Below are 15,291 nucleotides of genomic sequence, written 5' to 3'. Positions count from 1 at the left end.
ATGAGAATCGTCGTCGGCATTTCCGGAGCAAGCGGTGCGATCTACGGCATCCGCATCCTCGAAGCCCTCAAGCACATCGGCGTCGAGACCGACCTCGTGATGTCGGACTCGGCCAAGCGCACGATCGTGTACGAGACCGACTATTCGATCAACGACGTCAAGCGGCTGGCCTCCTGCGTGCATGACAACAACGACGTCGGCGCGTCGATCGCGAGCGGCTCGTTCAAGCACGCCGGCATGATCATCGCCCCCTGCTCGATCAAGACGCTCTCGGCCGTCGCCAACTGCTTCAACACCAACCTGCTGATCCGCGCCGCCGACGTCACACTGAAGGAGCGCCGCAAGCTCGTGCTGATGCTGCGCGAAACGCCGCTGCACCTCGGCCACCTGCGCCTGATGACGCAGGCGACCGAGACCGGCGCCGTGCTGGTGCCGCCGCTGCCGGCCTTCTACCACCGGCCCAAGACCATCGACGACATCATCAACCAGTCGGTGACCAAGGTACTGGACCAGTTCGATCTCGACGTCGATCTCTTCGGGCGCTGGACCGGCAACGAGGAACGCGAGCACGCCAAGGCGCAGCAGGGGCAGCCGACATGCTGAGCACCGCCACCAGCCTCGAACTCGAAGGCGAAGTCGCGCCGGGGCTCGGCGAAGGCTCGCGCTTCACGGCGATCGACTGGGTGATCGCGGAATTCCGCCGCAAGCTCGGTTTCATCCCGTGGCCCGGCACCTTCAACCTGCGCATGCGCGGTGACGCCTGGGATTGGGCACGCACGCGCCTGCGTACTGCAACCGGTATCGCCATCACGCCGCGGGACGGCTTCTGCGCGGCGAAATGCTTCGGGGTGCATATCGCGGGCCATCTCACCGGCGCAGTGGTGTTCCCGGAAATGCCCGACTACCCCGACGACAAGTTCGAGATCGTCGCGCCGCTGCCGATCCGCGAAGCGCTCGGGCTGCAGGACGGCGACCTCGTGAACCTGCGCCTCGACCTCGCCATGTCCGCCCGCTCCAATGCGGCGGCGGCCTGAGCCAAATCCAAGGAGACCATGATGGCCCCCAAGTTCTGCCCGCAATGCAGCACGCCGCTGGTCCTCGCGAAGATCCACAACCGCGAGCGCGAAACCTGTCCGGCCTGCGGCGAGACGTTCTTCCACAAGCCCGCGCCGGTCGTGGTGGCGGTGATCGAGCACGCCGACAAACTGGTCCTGATCCGCCGCAATCTCGACCCGCTCGGCGGCTACTGGGCGCCGCCCGGAGGTTATGTCGAGCAGGGCGAATCGCTCGCGGAAGCCGTCGTGCGCGAGGCGCGCGAGGAGACCGGGCTGGAAGTCGCCGTCGATGGGCTGATCGGCGTGTATTCGCAGACCGGCGTGCGCGCGGTGATCCTCGCGTACCGCGCGCACTCGCTCGCGGGCGAACCGGTTGCGGGCGACGACGCCGGCGAAATCGCCCTCATCGCACCGGGGCAACTGCCGCTGCAGACGCCGCCCGAAGGCGCACCGCTGATCGACCGCTGGTTCTACGACGTCATCCAGGAAGTCACCGCACCATGGAAATGGGGGCGCCGGACGAGCGCCAGAACAATGATGAGGAGATAGCCATGTTCATAGCGACAGCACGTCCCTCGGGCTGAGCGCCCGCAGCCCGCGCGACGCGGGCTCGACCGACAAATCCGCAGCATCCGCCCGTACGGCAATGCCCGCTCCCGAGCCCGGACGGCATCGCCGCGGGGCGGTTCGTCCAGAATTTCGAGGAAGACAGACATGGCGTATTTCGATCAGGCTACCGAAACCCTCCCGCGCGACCAGCTCGCCGCACTGCAACTGGAGAAACTGCAGGCGATGATGACCGAGCTGTGGGGCAAGAACCGCTTCTACAGCAACAAGTGGAAAGCCGCCGGCATCGAGCCGCGCGACATCCGCTCGCTCGACGACCTTGCGCGCCTGCCGCTGACGACGAAGGCCGAGCTGATGGAAGACCAGGCGGCGAACGGCCCCTTCGGCACCAACCTCACCTACCCGGTCGAACAGTACACGCGCCTGCACCAGACCTCCGGCACCACCGGCGTACCGCTGAAGGTGCTCGACACCGCGGACTCGTGGGACTGGTGGGCGAAGTGCTGGGCGCACGTGCTCGCGGGTTCGGGCGTGGATGCGAGCGACCGCGTCTTCCTCGCCTTCGCCTTCGGCCCCTTCATCGGTTTCTGGGCGGCACTCGAGGGGGCGCGCAAGCTCGGCGCGGTGATGATTCCCGGCGGCGGGCGCGATTCGCTGCAGCGCCTGGAACTGATGCGCGAGACCGGTGCGACGGTGCTGTGCTGCACGCCGACCTACGCGCTGCGGCTGGCCGAAGTCGCGCGCGAGCACGGCTTCGACATGAGTTCGCTGGCGATGAAATCGACCGTCCACGCGGGCGAACCGGGCGCCAACATCCCTTCCACGAAGCAGCGCATCGAATCGTCGTGGTCGGCGAAATGCTTCGACCACGCGGGCGCGTCCGAGATCGGCGCGCATTCCTTCGAATGCGAGAAGCAGCCCGGCGGCACACACCTGATCGAGAGCGAATTCATCGCCGAAGTCATCGACCCGAAGACCGGCGAAGCGGTGAATCCGGGCGAACGCGGCGAACTCGTGATCACCAACCTCGGCCGCTGGGGCTTCCCGCTGATCCGCTACCGCACCGGCGACCTCGTCGAGGTGAATCTCGACCCCTGTTCCTGCGGCCGGACCTTCATGCGCTTCCAGGGCGGCATCCTCGGCCGCGCCGACGACATGGTCACGGTGCGCGGCGTGAACGTCTTCCCGGCGGGCGTCGAGAACATCATCCGCAAGTTCACCGAGGTCGACGAGTTCCGCATCACCGTCAGCAAGGTCAAGCACATGGACGAGATGGACATCGAGGTCGAGCTGTGCGAAGGCGCCGACCCCGCGGTCGTGCATTCGATCGCCGAACGGCTCGATTCGGTGCTCGCGTTCCGTCCGCGCGTGCATAGCGTCGGGCGCAACATCCTGCCGCGCTTCGACATGAAGGCGAAACGCTTCCACGTGAATCGCGCGGCCTGAGCCCGTTTCCGCAACAGTTATCGGCAATGGCCCGGCCGAGGCCAGGGACGGCAACGCCTCGATTCGGCCAACGACGGCATCGCATACAAGAAACCAAGGAGGAGGAAGCATGAGACTGAAGCAGATCTGCGTGGCGGCGGCCCTGTCCGGACTGGTCGTCGGCGGCGCATTCGCGAAGGAAGGCGGCGACCAGTACCCACATGGAAGCGAGAACTGGGTGGCGGGCGCACTGCCGCCACCCGGAAACTACTTCCTCAACTACTTCGGCTACTACCATGCGGACGATCTGCGCGACGGCGACGGTGACAAGGTGCCCGGCACCGGCGTCAGCGCCTGGTTCGATGCGATGCGCGTCGTCAAGGTAACGAACACGAAGATCCTCGGCGGAGACTGGGCGGTACAGGCCATCCTGCCCGTAGTACAGCAAAAGCTGACCCTCGGCGACAGCAAGACCGTCACCGGCATCGGCGACATGCTGTTCTCGCCGCTCGTGATCGGCTGGCACGCCGGCAACCTGCACTGGGTGTTCGCCCTCGACTTCTTCGCCCCGACGGGGGAATACAAATCGGGGCAGCCGCTCAAGAGTATCGGTGCCAACTACTGGAGCGTGGAACCGGTCCTTGCGGTGACCTGGATCTCGGATGCGGGCTGGGAGCTGTCGGGCAAGTTCATGTACAACATCAAGACGAAGAACAAGGACTTCCGCCCCGCGCCGGGTGCGCCGAAGATGGACTACGAGTCGGGCGACGAGTTTCGCGTCGACTACCTGGCCGGCAAGCGCTTCGGGCCGTGGGGCGTGGGCCTCTCGGGCTACTACGTGAAGCAGACGACCAACGACAAGCTCGACGGCGAAACGATCTCGTCGGCCCTCGGGCCGTGGTCTTCGGGGCGCAAGGGCGAGGTGTTCGCGGTCGGACCGAGCGTGAGTTACACGACCAAGGGCGGCACGATGCTGATCGGCCAGTGGCAGCACGAATCCGGGGCGGAAAACCGCTTCCAGGGCGACAAGGCCTGGTTCCGGTTGATCATGCCGTTCTGATAGGCGCGTGACGCGCCGCCGCCCGGAATCACGGGTGGCGGCGTGCCGCGGAGAATTGCTGCTCGAAATCGTCCAGCGGCACCGGACGACTGAAGAAATAGCCCTGGAAGTTGGCGCAGCCATGCACCGCGAGGAAATTGCGCTGTTCGGCGGTCTCGACGCCTTCGGCGATCACTTCCAGGCCCAGGCTCTGGCCGAGTGCGATGATGGTGCGGACGATGGCGGCGTCGTTGGCGTTCTCCGTGACGTCGCGCACGAAGGACTGGTCGATCTTGAGCTGATCGAGCGGCAGCCGCCGCAAGCAGGACAGCGACGAGAAGCCGGTACCGAAATCGTCGAGCGAGAACTGGATGCCCGTCGCCTTGAGCGTCGCCATCTTGTCGACCACTTGGTCGATGTTCTCGACGACCATGCTCTCGGTCAGCTCGAGCTTGAGGTTCGCGGGGTCCGCCCCCGTCGCCCGGACGACATCGAGCACCTCGCGGACGAAATCCTCCTGCCGGAACTGCCGCGCACTGACGTTCACCGCGAGCTTGAGATGGCGCATGGCCACGTCGGCCTCCCACGCCTTGAGCTGCCGGCACGCCGTTTCCAGCACCCAGCGGCCGATCGGCTGGATCATCCCCGTCTCCTCGGCCAGCGGGATGAATTCGCTCGGCGGAATCATGCCGCGCTCGGGGTGCAGCCAGCGGATCAACACCTCGGCCCCCTGGATCGCGCCGGCACCGTCCACCTGCATCTGGTAGTAGAGGCGAAACTGGTCGGGCAGCGCCTTGTGCAGCCAGTCTTCCAGCCGCACCCGTTCCTCCAGCGCCGCCTGCATCGTGGCATCGAAGAAACGGATGCCGCCGCGCCCGAGGCTGCGCGCCTCGAACATCGAGGCGTCGGCCTGCTTGAGCAGCTCGTCGACGGTACCGTCGGCACCCGAGAACATGCTGATGCCGATGCTCACCGAGCTCTGAATCTCATGTCCATGGACCTCGAACGGCTGCCCGACCACGGCCTGGATGCGCTCGCCGATCTCGCGCGCGGCGACCGCCGCGGCATCCTTTTCCGGGCTCAGGCCATTGACGACCACGACGAACTCGTCGCTGCCGACGCGCGCGACGGTGTCCTCGCGGTGAACGTTGGCGGCAACCCGGCGCGCGATCTCGACCAGCAGGCTGTCGCCGACCTCGTGTCCGCGTGTGTCGTTAAGCGCCCGGAAACCGTCGAGGTCGATGAACAGCACCGCGCCGCGCGTTTCGCTGCGGCGCCCGGCGAGCAGCGATTGCCCGAGGCGGTCGAACAGCAGGCGGCGATTCGGCAGGCCGGTCAGCGAATCGTAAAAGGACAGGTTATGCACCTGTTCCTCAGCGTGCCGGCGTTCGGTCTCCGATGCGAGTTCGCGCCGCAGGCTCTGCTCCAGCCTCCCGACCAGACGCGTCAGCAGGCCGTACAGCAGCAGCGCCGTGACTGCGACGAAGACCCAGCCCTTGGCCTGGCTGACCTTCACGATGAGGTCGGGGTCGCGGACCAGGAAACCCACGGTTTCGTCGGAAAGCAGGATCCACAGCGACGCAAAAGCCGCATACGCCAGGACGACCTTGCGTACGCCTGCCTTCGCATCCTGCCTGATCTCCTGCTCTCCCATCGGCGATTTCCTCAAAGCGACTGGCGCCACGATGTCGCAGCAGCCGGAATGAGGATCATTAGATCGCGAACCGGCCGTATGACGGCAGGAAAAAATTCCCGCCGGACATCACACGCGTTGCCGGTATGGCGTGCAGGGGCTCAGAAGGGCAGGCGACGCTTCGGAGGCTGGGGCGGTTTTTTCTCCGCGGGAGCCGGCACTGCCTTGACGGGCTTGCGCGGCCGGTTCATCTCCTCGCGGGCGAAACGCACCTTGCCTTCGAGCACGCAGCCGCGCATGCCGGGTTCGCACACCGCGCCCTGTACGCGCTGGCACACGCCATCGAGGTCGTGCGGACAACTCCATGCGCCGCTGCTCATGTCGAAACGCTCCCTCTCGTCGCCGAAAGGACAACCATAGCGCAGGATGGACGCCTTCCCCATGAGGAATGTCAATTCGCGGGACGGCACGGTTGCGCGCCCGCGGTGCGCCGCGCATCATGACCGCAACATCCACCCGACGCCAGTGCGCCCATGTTCATCCCCGGACACCTCTCGCCCGACCCGCTCGCCGACGACGACCTGTGCTTCGTATTCCGCAACAACGCCCTGCTCGTGTTCGCCGCCGAGGGCGAAACGCGGGTGCCGGTGCGCAGCGAGCCGGGCGGACTGGATCCGTCGGGCCCGCAGCACTACGTCGGACACCTCGCCGGACGGCATTGCTACGCCGCTGCGGTCGGGGCGGAAGCGCCGCCCCCGGAAGGGATGGAATGGCGCGACCTGCGCGCGCTGTTCGGCCGGCTTGACGACATGGTGTTCGGGGTCGCGGGCCGGGCGGTCCAGATCGTGCAGTGGGACCTCACGCATCGCTACTGCGGGCGCTGCGGCACGGCGACCGAACCGCATGCGAGCGAGCGTTCGCGCGTGTGCCCGGGTTGCGGCCTGGTCCACTATCCGCGCCTCGCCCCGGCGGTGATGGCGCTGGTGCGGCGCGGCGACGAACTGCTGCTCGCGCGTTCGCCGCACTTTCCCGAAGGCATGTTCAGCGCGCTCGCCGGGTTCGTGGAGCCGGGCGAATCGCTGGAGCAGACGCTGGCGCGCGAGGTGCGCGAGGAGGTCGGCATCGAGATCGCCAACGTGCGCTATTTCGGCAGCCAGCCCTGGCCTTTCCCGCATTCCCTGATGATCGCCTTCGTCGCCGATTACGCCGGCGGCGAGCTCGCGCTGCAGGCCGACGAGATCGAGGCCGCGGACTGGTTCGCGATCGACCGGCTGCCGCGCCTGCCGCACCGCATCAGCATCGCGCGCAGGCTGATCGATGCGACGGTGAACGAGATCGCCGCGCCCCGCGGCTGACGACCACAATCGCATTCAGCTATCGAGTTTATTTTTTCATTCAATTGGAGCTATCGCACCCCGGTCGATAGAGTGACATCCATCGAGCGAGACACACCGCCCGGTCCTCTTCCCCACTACGACTCAGGAGTGCGACATGTCCCAGATCAACCAGCAGATCAAGTCCTTCAAGGCCACCGCTTTCCACAACGGCAAATTCGTTCCGGTCAGCGACGAATCGCTCAAGGGCCAGTGGTCCGTGGTGTTCTTCTACCCGGCCGACTTCACCTTCGTGTGCCCGACCGAGCTCGGCGACCTCGCCGACAACTACGCCGAGTTCCAGAAGCTGGGCGTCGAGATCTACAGCGTTTCGACCGACACCCACTTCACCCACAAGGCGTGGCACGACAGCTCGGAGACGATCGGCAAGATCCGCTACCCGATGGTCGGCGACCCGACCGGCACGATCGCCCGCAACTTCGACGTGATGATCGAATCGGAAGGCCTGGCCGACCGCGGCACTTTCGTCATCGATCCGCAAGGCCGCATCCAGATCGTCGAGATCACCGCCGGCGGCATCGGCCGCGACGCCTCCGAGCTGCTGCGCAAGGTCAAGGCCGCGCAGTACGTCGCCAACCACCCGGGTGAAGTCTGCCCGGCCAAGTGGAAGGAAGGCGACGCGACGCTGGCCCCCTCGCTGGACCTCGTCGGCAAGATCTGATCCCCGAAGCACCCTCCCCGGGCTCCGCCCCGGGGCGCGGGGGCGCCACAAGCGCCCGCCGCCGGCTTCCCCTGCATTTCACGGATGACCCCGCCATGCTCGACGCGAATATCAAGAACCAGTTGAAGACCTACCTCGAACGCCTCATCCAGCCGATCGAAATCGTCGCTTCGCTGGACGACAGCGACAAGTCGCGCGAGATGCAGGCTCTGCTCGGCGACATCGCCGAACAGTCCGACCGCATCACCATCGTCGAACGCCGCGACGACGCCGAACGCAAGCCCTCCTTCGCGATCAACCGCCAAGGCGAGGACACCGGCGTACGCTTCGCCGGCCTGCCGATGGGCCATGAATTCACCTCGCTGATCCTCGCGCTGCTGCAGGTCGGGGGCCACCCGCCCAAGGTCGGGCAGGACGTCATCGAGCAGATCCGCGCGATCGAAGGCAGTTACGAGTTCGAGACCTTCATCTCGCTCTCGTGCCACAACTGCCCGGACGTCGTGCAGGCGCTCAACCTGATGTCGGTGATCAACCCCAACATCCGCCACACCATGATCGACGGCGCGCTGTTCCAGGACGAGGTCGACGTTCGTCAGGTGATGGCGGTGCCGACGGTGTTCCTCAACGGCCGGCACTTCGGCCAGGGCCGCATGGAGCTCGCCGAGATCGTCGCCAAGATCGACACCGGCGCCCAGGCGCGCGCGGCCGAGAAGATCGCCGCGAAGGGCGAATTCGACGTGCTCGTCGTCGGCGGCGGGCCGGCCGGCGCGGCCGCCGCGATCTACGCCGCGCGCAAGGGCATCCGCACCGGCGTCGTCGCCGAGCGCTTCGGCGGCCAGGTGATGGACACGCTCGCGATCGAGAACTTCATCTCGGCGAAGGCCACCGAAGGCCCGAAGCTCGCGATGGCGCTCGAGGAGCACGTCAAGGAATACGAGGTCGACATCATGAACCTGCAGCGCGCCGCGGCGGTGATCCCGCAGGAGCGCGGCTTCGAGGTCAGGCTCGAGAACGGCGCGGCGCTGCAGGCGCGGTCGGTGATCCTGGCGACCGGCGCGCGCTGGCGCGAGATGAACGTGCCGGGCGAGAAGGAATTCCGCGGCAAGGGCGTCGCCTACTGTCCGCACTGCGACGGCCCGCTGTTCAAGGGCAAGCGTGTCGCGGTGATCGGTGGTGGCAACTCGGGCGTGGAGGCGGCGATCGACCTCGCCGGCATCGTCGCGCACGTCACGCTGCTCGAATTCGCCGACACGCTGCGTGCCGACGCGGTGCTGCAGAAGAAGCTCGCGAGCCTGCCCAACGTCACGGTGATCACGAACGCGCAGACCACCGAAGTGACGGGCGACGCGAAGGTGAACGGCCTGGTCTACAAGGACCGCCTGTCGGGCGAATCACAACGCCTCGCGCTCGAAGGCATCTTCGTGCAGATCGGCCTGCTGCCGAACACGGACTTCGTGAAGGACACGGTCGAGCGCACGAAATTCGGCGAGATCGTCGTCGATGCGCGCGGCCAGACTTCGGTGCCGGGCCTGTTCGCGGCCGGCGACTGCACGACGGTTCCCTTCAAGCAGATCGTCATCGCGATGGGCGAAGGCGCGAAAGCCTCGCTGGCGGCCTTCGATCACCTGATCAGGGAATCGGTCGCGGCCTGACGACGCGGGACGACTGCGGCAGAAGAAACTCCCGGCGCGACAGATGACCGTGCGCGCCGGGAGTGCGAGTGACGCAGGACATGCATCACCCGCGAAAACTCACGCGGCGGCGCGACGGTCCGGGAAGTCGATGAGCGCGTTGCGCTGGCGGCGCTCGGCGTGCAACGATTCCTCCAGCCCGGCTCGGCCAGAGGTGGCAGAGTCGGCGGCATACCCGGCCGGCACTTTGCCCGCCACCGCGGCAAGGTTGCCCTGTGCCCCGGCCAGCAGTTCGTAGCAGGACGCGGCGAGCGCCTCGATCCGGCGCGCGTTCTGGGCGTGCAGCGGCGAGAACGCATCTTCGGACGACGCTGCGGGATCGGACTGCTGCCGCAATGCCAGCTCGGAGATCGCGATGTTCGCGGCCTCGTTCTGGATCTGGTAGAGCCGCTCGCGCAGCGCCACGAGGGCGGTGTTCATGCGCGCGATCGTGCGCATCGTCGGCAGGCGCCGCGAGGCGCCCTCCGCGGCCCGGTCCGTCCATTGCGCGAGACCGTCATCGACAGTCTCACGTGCGAGCTGCCACGCCACTTCGGCATTCAGGCGCTGCTCCCACGCGATGTCGCGCGGCGCGGTTTCGCCGATCGGCGGAATGAATTCGTTCTCCAGCTCGTTCAGGGGAACTCGTTCGGTCGTTGCTGTAGCCATGGTTGTCTCCTCCATTGAAACCTGTCCGGTTGCGGTCTGACGCCGATTGCCCGGTCGATATTAAGACTTCGATTTTGCAGAATTATTATCGAAATCAATGGCCTCGCCGATACCTCCCTATCGGTAGCGGCACTACCCGCTTTCGGGCGGTTCGATGATTGCGTATCTTTTTTTGAGCCCATTGCGCCGCGAAGGTTCGCAGCACGGCAAAGATATCCGGTCCCGGCGGGTTGTCGCGGACGAGGCTAGCGCAAGGCCCGCTCGATGAAATTGCGCGGCACGCGGGGGCGCGGCACGCGGTCGGAGAACCAGCTGCGCACGTCCTGTTCCAGCCCGATGCCGTGCATGTAGTTGTACAGCGCCTTGTTCAGCGCCACGCCCAGTTGGTCGTGATCGACGCCGGTCGGGTCGATGAAGCGCACATCGTTTTTCGCGAAGCTCACGGGTGGCAGCGGGACGAGCTTCACGCCGTATTCGTCGGGGTTCTGGCCGACCGGGGAATGCACCGTGCACGCGAAGCGGTGGAAGAAGCCGGACTGGATGCAGCCGGATTCGAACAGCTGGCGCACGTATTCGAGGGCGTCGACGGTGTCCTGCACGGTCTGGGTCGGGAAGCCGTACATCAGGTAGGCGTGCACGAGGATGCCGGCTTCGGTGAACGCGTTGGTGACGCGCGCGACCTGGTCCACCGACACGCCCTTCTTCATGAGCTGCAGCAGGCGGTCCGAGGCGACCTCCAGCCCGCCCGACACGGCGATGCAGCCGCTCTCGGCGAGCAGGCGGCACAGCTCCGGGGTGAAGGACTTCTCGAAGCGGATGTTGCCCCACCACGAGATCGCCACGCCGCGCTCGAGGAGTTCCTGCGCGAGCGCCTTCAGCGCCTTGGGCGGTGCGGCCTCGTCGACGAAATGGAAGCCGGTCTGGCCCGTCTCGGCGATGATCGCCTCGATGCGGTCGACCAGCGTCTTCGCGCTCGCGCCGTCGTAGCGCGAGATGTAGTCGAGGCTCACGTCGCAGAAGCTGCATTTCTTCCAGTAGCAGCCGTGCGCGACGGTGAGCTTGTTCCAGCGTCCGTCGGACCACAGGCGATGCATCGGGTTGAGCATGTCGAGCACCGACAGGTAGCGGTCGAGCGGCAGACCGTCCCAGGTCGGGGTGCCGACTTCGGCGAAGGCGATGTCGGCCTCGCCGATATTCACGTAGCGCACTTCGCCCGATTCGGCGTCGCGGAAGAAGGTGCGCACGAGGCGCGATCGCCCGCGGCCGCCCTGCAGGTGGTCGAGCAGCGCGAGGACGGGCCGTTCGCCGTCGTCGAGCGTGACGTAATCGAAGTAGTCGAAGACGCGCGGCTCCTTCAGTTCGCGCAGCTCGGTGTTGACGAAGCCGCCGCCCAGCACGGTGACGATCTGCGGGTCGCGCGCCTTGATCGCCTGCGCGATGCGGAAGGCGCCATACACCGCGCCGGGGAAGGGCACCGACAGCAGCACGAGCTGCGGCGTGTGGCGGGCGATCGCATCGAGCGCGAGTGCGCGCAGCGTCTCGTCGACGAGGTTGAGCGGCTCGGCGAGCGCCAGCGCCAGCGGCTCGAAGCTCGCCTGGCTCTGCGCCAGCGATTCGGCGTAGCGGACGAACTCGAAGCGCGGATCGACCGCTTCGCGCAGCACGTCGGCGACGTCGTTGAGGTACAGCGTCGCGAGGTGGCGGGCGCGGTCTTCCAGCCCCAGCGCGCCGAAGGCCCACGCGAGCGGGTCGCCGCCTTCCGGGTCGATGTAGACGTCCAGCGATCCGAAGCGCGAGCCTTCGGGCAGGAAGTTGCGCCCGCAGATGCGGTTCGCGAGCGTGGGATCGCGGCCCTGCAGGAAGGCGACGGCCGGGCCTATCGTGATGCGGTAGCGCTCGAACTGCGCGAGGAAGGCCCTCACGCGCGGGCTGCGCTCGCGCTCGGGCGTCGCCTCGATGCGGCCGCGGATGGCCGTGAGGCCGTCGCGCGACAAGAGGCGCAGCACGAGCGCGAGGGCGAGATCCTCCTGCACCGCATCGGCGCCGCGCGAACGCAGGAAGCCGGTGAGATAGGCCGTAGAGGGATACGGGGTATTGAGTTGCGTCATCGGCGGAATCACCGACAGGACGCGCAGGGAAGTTTCGGACATGGTGGGCGGCGGCGGAAGGAAAGCGGAGAGTGCCGGGTAGCGTTTGCGTTCCGCGGGGCCGATGTGTTCGCGTGGGCTCGGACACGAATTCTATGGCGAACGCGCCGCGCGCGGGGCAGTCGGCGGGGATTTCACGCGTATTGCCGCGGCGGACTCAATTCCGTTCGGGCTGAGCTTGTCTAAGCCTTGGCAGCGCCCTGCGACAGGCTCAAGGGCAAACGGTTGTCTGTGATCGCCGCTTCAATGGTGCAGACGGCCCGCGGCCGGCAACGGCAGGCATCCCCCTCCGCGCAGGATATCGGCGAAGTCCGCGGCGGGAATCGCACGGCTGCACAGGAAGCCCTGCATCTCGTCGCAGCGGTGGCGGCGCAGGAAATCGAGCTGTGCCTCGGTCTCGACGCCTTCGGCAACGACGGTCTGGTTGAGGCTGTGCGCGAGCGAAATGACCATGCGCGCGATCGCGGCGTCCTCCGAAGAAGTCGTGAGGTCGGCGACGAAGGACTGATCGATCTTGACGCTGTCGATGAGGAAGCGCTTGAGGTAGTTGAGGCTGGAATAGCCGGTGCCGAAGTCGTCGAGCGAGACCAGCACGCCGATGTCCTTGAGCGTGCGCAGGATCACGATGGTGCGCTCCGGGTTGCTCATCACGCCGCTCTCGGTGACTTCGAGGTGCAGGCTCCGCGCCGGCACCCCGGACGCACGCAGAGCCTCGCCCAGCACGCCGACGAGGTCCTCCTGCTGGAACTGCCGCGCCGAGACATTGACCGCGACGCTGACACCCGTCAGCCCTTCTTCGCGCCAGGCCTTCAACTGGCGGCACGCGGTGTTGATGACCCATTCGCCGATCGGCACGATGAGGCCCGTTTCCTCGGCCAGCGGGATGAAATCGGCGGGCGACACCATGCCCAGCACCGGATGGCGCCAGCGGATCAGCGCCTCGGCACCGACCACGCGCCCGTTGGCGAGCTCGACCTTGGGCTGGTAGTGCAGTTCCAGCTCGCCCTGGTCGAGCGCGCGGCGCAGGCCGTTTTCGAGTTCCAGCCGTTCGAGCATGCGTGCGTTCATCTCGGGCGCGTAGAAGCGGAAGTCGTTGCGGCCCTGCTCCTTCGCCCGGTACATCGCGACATCGGCATTCTTCACCAGCAGGGCCGCCGATTCGCCATCGCGCGGAAACAGCGCGACGCCGAGGCTGCCGGTAACGACCATCTCGTGGCCCGAAAGCCTCATCGGCGCCGACACGGCCTGCAGCACCTTGGCGGCGAGCGACGCGGCATCGCTTTCGGCCCACAGCTCGGACATCACGATCATGAACTCGTCGCCGCCGAGGCGCGCCACGGTGTCGCCCTGGCGCACGCAGGCTGCGAGGCGCCGCGCCACCTCGCAGATCAGCTCGTCGCCGACGGCATGGCCGAGGCTGTCGTTGATGAGCTTGAAGCGGTCGAGGTCGAGCAGCATCACGGCGACCGCGCCGGCGTTGCGCTGCGCATGGATCATTGCCTGCTGCAGGCGGTCGTTGAGCAGGTTGCGGTTGGCGAGTCCGGTCAGGGCGTCGTGGTTGGCCTGCTGTTCGAGCTCGGCCTCGTAGCGCTTGCGGTCGGTGAGGTCGTTGAAGATCGAGATGAAGTGCGACACGCGCCCGCTCGGGTCGTGCATCGACGCGAGCGAGACCTCGTTCCAGAACAGCGAACCGTCCTTGCGATAGCAGCGCAGCACCACGCGCGCATCGCGCCCGCGGCGCACGGCCTCGCGCAGGCGCTCGATATCGGGCTGGTCCCAGTCGCTGCCGATCAGCACGCGCGAGTTGCGGCCGATGACCTCCTCCGGCGCGTAGCCGGTCATCAGCGTGAAGGCGGGGTTCACGTAGAGCACCGGATTGTCGGCGTCGCGGTCGGCGGCGCTGATCACGATGGCGTTGATGCTCTCGTCGATGGCGCGATTGCGCAGGCGCAACGTCTCCTCGGTGCGCTGCTGCACGACGCGCGCGCGCAGCGTGTGGATGCCGTAGGCGATGTCGTCGGCGAGCTCGCCGAGCAGTTCGAGTTCGTCCGCGTCGAAGGCTTCCTTCTCGCGCGTGACGATGCACAGCACGCCGTAGATCTCGCGCTCGAACACGAGCGGCAGCACCGCGGCCGCCTGGAAGCCGCGCCCGAGCGCCGCCTCGCGCCAGCGTCCCAGGCGCGGGTCCGAGGCAATGTCGTGCACGACCTGCGCTTCGCGCGTGCGCACCGCCTCGCCCACCGGGCCGTCGCCGCAGGCGTTGTCGCCCCACGAAAAGCGGAAGGATTTCAGCAGCGCGGCGCCCTCGCCCGCGGCGGCAACCGTCTCCACGGTGCAGTCGGCGTCGTGCCACGCCAGGCTCACCCAGGCGACGCCGTAATTCCCGAGCTCGACGAGGAAGCGGCACATGTCGGCGAGCAGCCGCCGCTCGTCGGAGGCGCGCACCAGCGTGCGGTTGCACTCGGCCATCACCTTGCGCGCACGCAGCACGCGCCGCAGCTGCGCCTCGACGAGCTTGCGGCTCTCGACCTCGCCCGCGAGATCCGCCGCGCGGCGCTCGAGCTCCTCGGCCTTGGCGGCGAGCTTGTCGGTGAGCACGCGCAGGTGTTCGCGCTCGAATTCGGCGTCGCTGGCGGGCGGCAGTTCCTTCGCAGCCTGGCGGAGCGTGTCGTCGATGGCGCGCACGATATCGTCGGGGTTGCAGGGCTTCACGAGGATGCGCGACACGCCCAGGATGCCGGCGAGGTTGCGCACTTCGCGCTCGTGGTAATTGGCCGTGTAGAAGATCACCGGCGTGTCGGCGATCACCGGATCCGCGCGCAGCCGGCGCACGAACTCGTATCCGTCCATGTTGGGCATGAGGATGTCGCAGATGACCAGCTGCGGACGCCGCTCGCGCACGAGGGCGAGCCCCTCGGCGCCATCGCCCGCCTCCAGCGCCTCGTGCCCCTCGTAGCCGGCCAGGGCCACGATGAGCTCGCGATTCACGGCATGGTCATCTATGACAAGGATCTTCGCCATCGGCATCCAT

Annotated in this window: 13 protein-coding genes; 8 read left to right on the top strand and 5 right to left on the bottom strand. The window is 67.0% G+C overall.

Annotation, left to right across the window (positions count from 1 at the left end):
* The 5 genes from BW991_RS19100 to BW991_RS19080 all read left to right on the top strand — a co-directional run bounded on the left by BW991_RS19100 (nucleotide 1) and on the right by BW991_RS19080 (nucleotide 4,107).
* Nucleotides 1-603 carry a UbiX family flavin prenyltransferase gene (locus tag BW991_RS19100; protein ID WP_076603715.1) on the top strand — a complete coding sequence of 201 codons (603 nt, stop codon included), beginning with the start codon at nucleotides 1-3 and terminating at the stop codon, nucleotides 601-603.
* On the top strand, nucleotides 597-1,034 hold the full coding sequence (locus tag BW991_RS19095) for a DUF120 domain-containing protein (RefSeq protein WP_076603714.1): 438 nt from the start codon (nucleotides 597-599) through the stop codon (nucleotides 1,032-1,034). Before BW991_RS19100 ends, BW991_RS19095 begins: the two co-directional genes overlap by 7 nt.
* A gap of 21 nt (nucleotides 1,035-1,055) precedes the next feature.
* Entirely contained in the window at nucleotides 1,056-1,604 is a 549-nt protein-coding gene (locus BW991_RS19090; RefSeq protein WP_076603713.1) for an NUDIX hydrolase, read from the top strand.
* 165 nt (nucleotides 1,605-1,769) lie between these two features.
* Entirely contained in the window at nucleotides 1,770-3,068 is a 1,299-nt protein-coding gene (locus BW991_RS19085; protein ID WP_076603712.1) for a phenylacetate--CoA ligase family protein, read from the top strand.
* Between the two features lie 109 nt (nucleotides 3,069-3,177).
* Nucleotides 3,178-4,107, top strand: coding sequence for a SphA family protein (locus BW991_RS19080; RefSeq protein ID WP_076603711.1), 930 nt, complete (start codon nucleotides 3,178-3,180; stop codon nucleotides 4,105-4,107).
* Between the two features lie 28 nt (nucleotides 4,108-4,135).
* Here the strand turns inward: BW991_RS19080 and BW991_RS19075 are convergent, their stop codons facing one another.
* Nucleotides 4,136-5,740 (bottom strand): putative bifunctional diguanylate cyclase/phosphodiesterase, encoded by a 1,605-nt coding sequence (locus tag BW991_RS19075; protein WP_076603710.1) that lies wholly within the window; start codon nucleotides 5,738-5,740, stop codon nucleotides 4,136-4,138.
* Between the two features lie 140 nt (nucleotides 5,741-5,880).
* Entirely contained in the window at nucleotides 5,881-6,162 is a 282-nt protein-coding gene (locus BW991_RS19070; RefSeq protein ID WP_244551763.1) for a hypothetical protein, read from the bottom strand.
* Between the two features lie 90 nt (nucleotides 6,163-6,252).
* On the opposite strand from BW991_RS19070, the gene nudC reads away from it, so the two are divergent.
* The 3 genes from nudC (at nucleotide 6,253) to ahpF (ending at nucleotide 9,426) form a co-directional block, all read left to right on the top strand.
* Nucleotides 6,253-7,074: an NAD(+) diphosphatase gene (gene nudC, locus BW991_RS19065; protein WP_076603709.1), complete on the top strand. Its 822-nt coding sequence runs from the start codon at nucleotides 6,253-6,255 to the stop codon at nucleotides 7,072-7,074.
* 136 nt (nucleotides 7,075-7,210) lie between these two features.
* Entirely contained in the window at nucleotides 7,211-7,774 is a 564-nt protein-coding gene (gene ahpC, locus BW991_RS19060; protein WP_076603708.1) for an alkyl hydroperoxide reductase subunit C, read from the top strand.
* Nucleotides 7,775-7,869: 95 nt separating this feature from the next.
* Complete coding sequence (gene ahpF, locus BW991_RS19055) at nucleotides 7,870-9,426, top strand: alkyl hydroperoxide reductase subunit F (RefSeq protein ID WP_076603707.1); 1,557 nt, start codon at nucleotides 7,870-7,872, stop codon at nucleotides 9,424-9,426.
* A gap of 99 nt (nucleotides 9,427-9,525) precedes the next feature.
* Here the strand turns inward: ahpF and BW991_RS19050 are convergent, their stop codons facing one another.
* The 3 genes from BW991_RS19050 to BW991_RS19040 all read right to left on the bottom strand — a co-directional run bounded on the left by BW991_RS19050 (nucleotide 9,526) and on the right by BW991_RS19040 (nucleotide 15,281).
* Nucleotides 9,526-10,113: a hypothetical protein gene (locus BW991_RS19050; protein ID WP_076603706.1), complete on the bottom strand. Its 588-nt coding sequence runs from the start codon at nucleotides 10,111-10,113 to the stop codon at nucleotides 9,526-9,528.
* Nucleotides 10,114-10,358: 245 nt separating this feature from the next.
* Nucleotides 10,359-12,263 (bottom strand): B12-binding domain-containing radical SAM protein, encoded by a 1,905-nt coding sequence (locus BW991_RS19045; RefSeq protein WP_076603705.1) that lies wholly within the window; start codon nucleotides 12,261-12,263, stop codon nucleotides 10,359-10,361.
* A 240-nt stretch (nucleotides 12,264-12,503) separates the two neighbouring features.
* Nucleotides 12,504-15,281, bottom strand: a complete 2,778-nt coding sequence (locus BW991_RS19040) for a two-component system response regulator (RefSeq protein ID WP_076603783.1) — start codon at nucleotides 15,279-15,281, stop codon at nucleotides 12,504-12,506.
* Between the last annotated feature and the right edge of the window lie 10 nt (nucleotides 15,282-15,291).

It is taken from the genome of Aromatoleum tolulyticum (genome assembly GCF_900156155.1).
Taxonomy (GTDB): domain Bacteria; phylum Pseudomonadota; class Gammaproteobacteria; order Burkholderiales; family Rhodocyclaceae; genus Aromatoleum; species Aromatoleum tolulyticum.
Note: the sequence above shows the minus strand (reverse complement) of the source record. Positions and strands in the feature narration are given on the sequence as shown.

What these genes read in the sequence shown, in the direction of transcription:
- BW991_RS19085 (WP_076603712.1), top strand. Translation starts at nt 1,770, where the DNA reads ATGGCGTATTTCGATCAGGCTACCGAAACCCTCCCGCGCGACCAGCTC.
- BW991_RS19070 (WP_244551763.1), bottom strand. Translation starts at nt 6,162, where the DNA reads ATGGGGAAGGCGTCCATCCTGCGCTATGGTTGTCCTTTCGGCGACGAG.
- BW991_RS19050 (WP_076603706.1), bottom strand. Translation starts at nt 10,113, where the DNA reads ATGGCTACAGCAACGACCGAACGAGTTCCCCTGAACGAGCTGGAGAAC.
- ahpF (WP_076603707.1), top strand. Translation starts at nt 7,870, where the DNA reads ATGCTCGACGCGAATATCAAGAACCAGTTGAAGACCTACCTCGAACGC.
- nudC (WP_076603709.1), top strand. Translation starts at nt 6,253, where the DNA reads ATGTTCATCCCCGGACACCTCTCGCCCGACCCGCTCGCCGACGACGAC.
- BW991_RS19095 (WP_076603714.1), top strand. Translation starts at nt 597, where the DNA reads ATGCTGAGCACCGCCACCAGCCTCGAACTCGAAGGCGAAGTCGCGCCG.
- BW991_RS19100 (WP_076603715.1), top strand. Translation starts at nt 1, where the DNA reads ATGAGAATCGTCGTCGGCATTTCCGGAGCAAGCGGTGCGATCTACGGC.
- ahpC (WP_076603708.1), top strand. Translation starts at nt 7,211, where the DNA reads ATGTCCCAGATCAACCAGCAGATCAAGTCCTTCAAGGCCACCGCTTTC.
- BW991_RS19090 (WP_076603713.1), top strand. Translation starts at nt 1,056, where the DNA reads ATGGCCCCCAAGTTCTGCCCGCAATGCAGCACGCCGCTGGTCCTCGCG.
- BW991_RS19040 (WP_076603783.1), bottom strand. Translation starts at nt 15,281, where the DNA reads ATGGCGAAGATCCTTGTCATAGATGACCATGCCGTGAATCGCGAGCTC.
- BW991_RS19045 (WP_076603705.1), bottom strand. Translation starts at nt 12,263, where the DNA reads ATGTCCGAAACTTCCCTGCGCGTCCTGTCGGTGATTCCGCCGATGACG.
- BW991_RS19075 (WP_076603710.1), bottom strand. Translation starts at nt 5,740, where the DNA reads ATGGGAGAGCAGGAGATCAGGCAGGATGCGAAGGCAGGCGTACGCAAG.
- BW991_RS19080 (WP_076603711.1), top strand. Translation starts at nt 3,178, where the DNA reads ATGAGACTGAAGCAGATCTGCGTGGCGGCGGCCCTGTCCGGACTGGTC.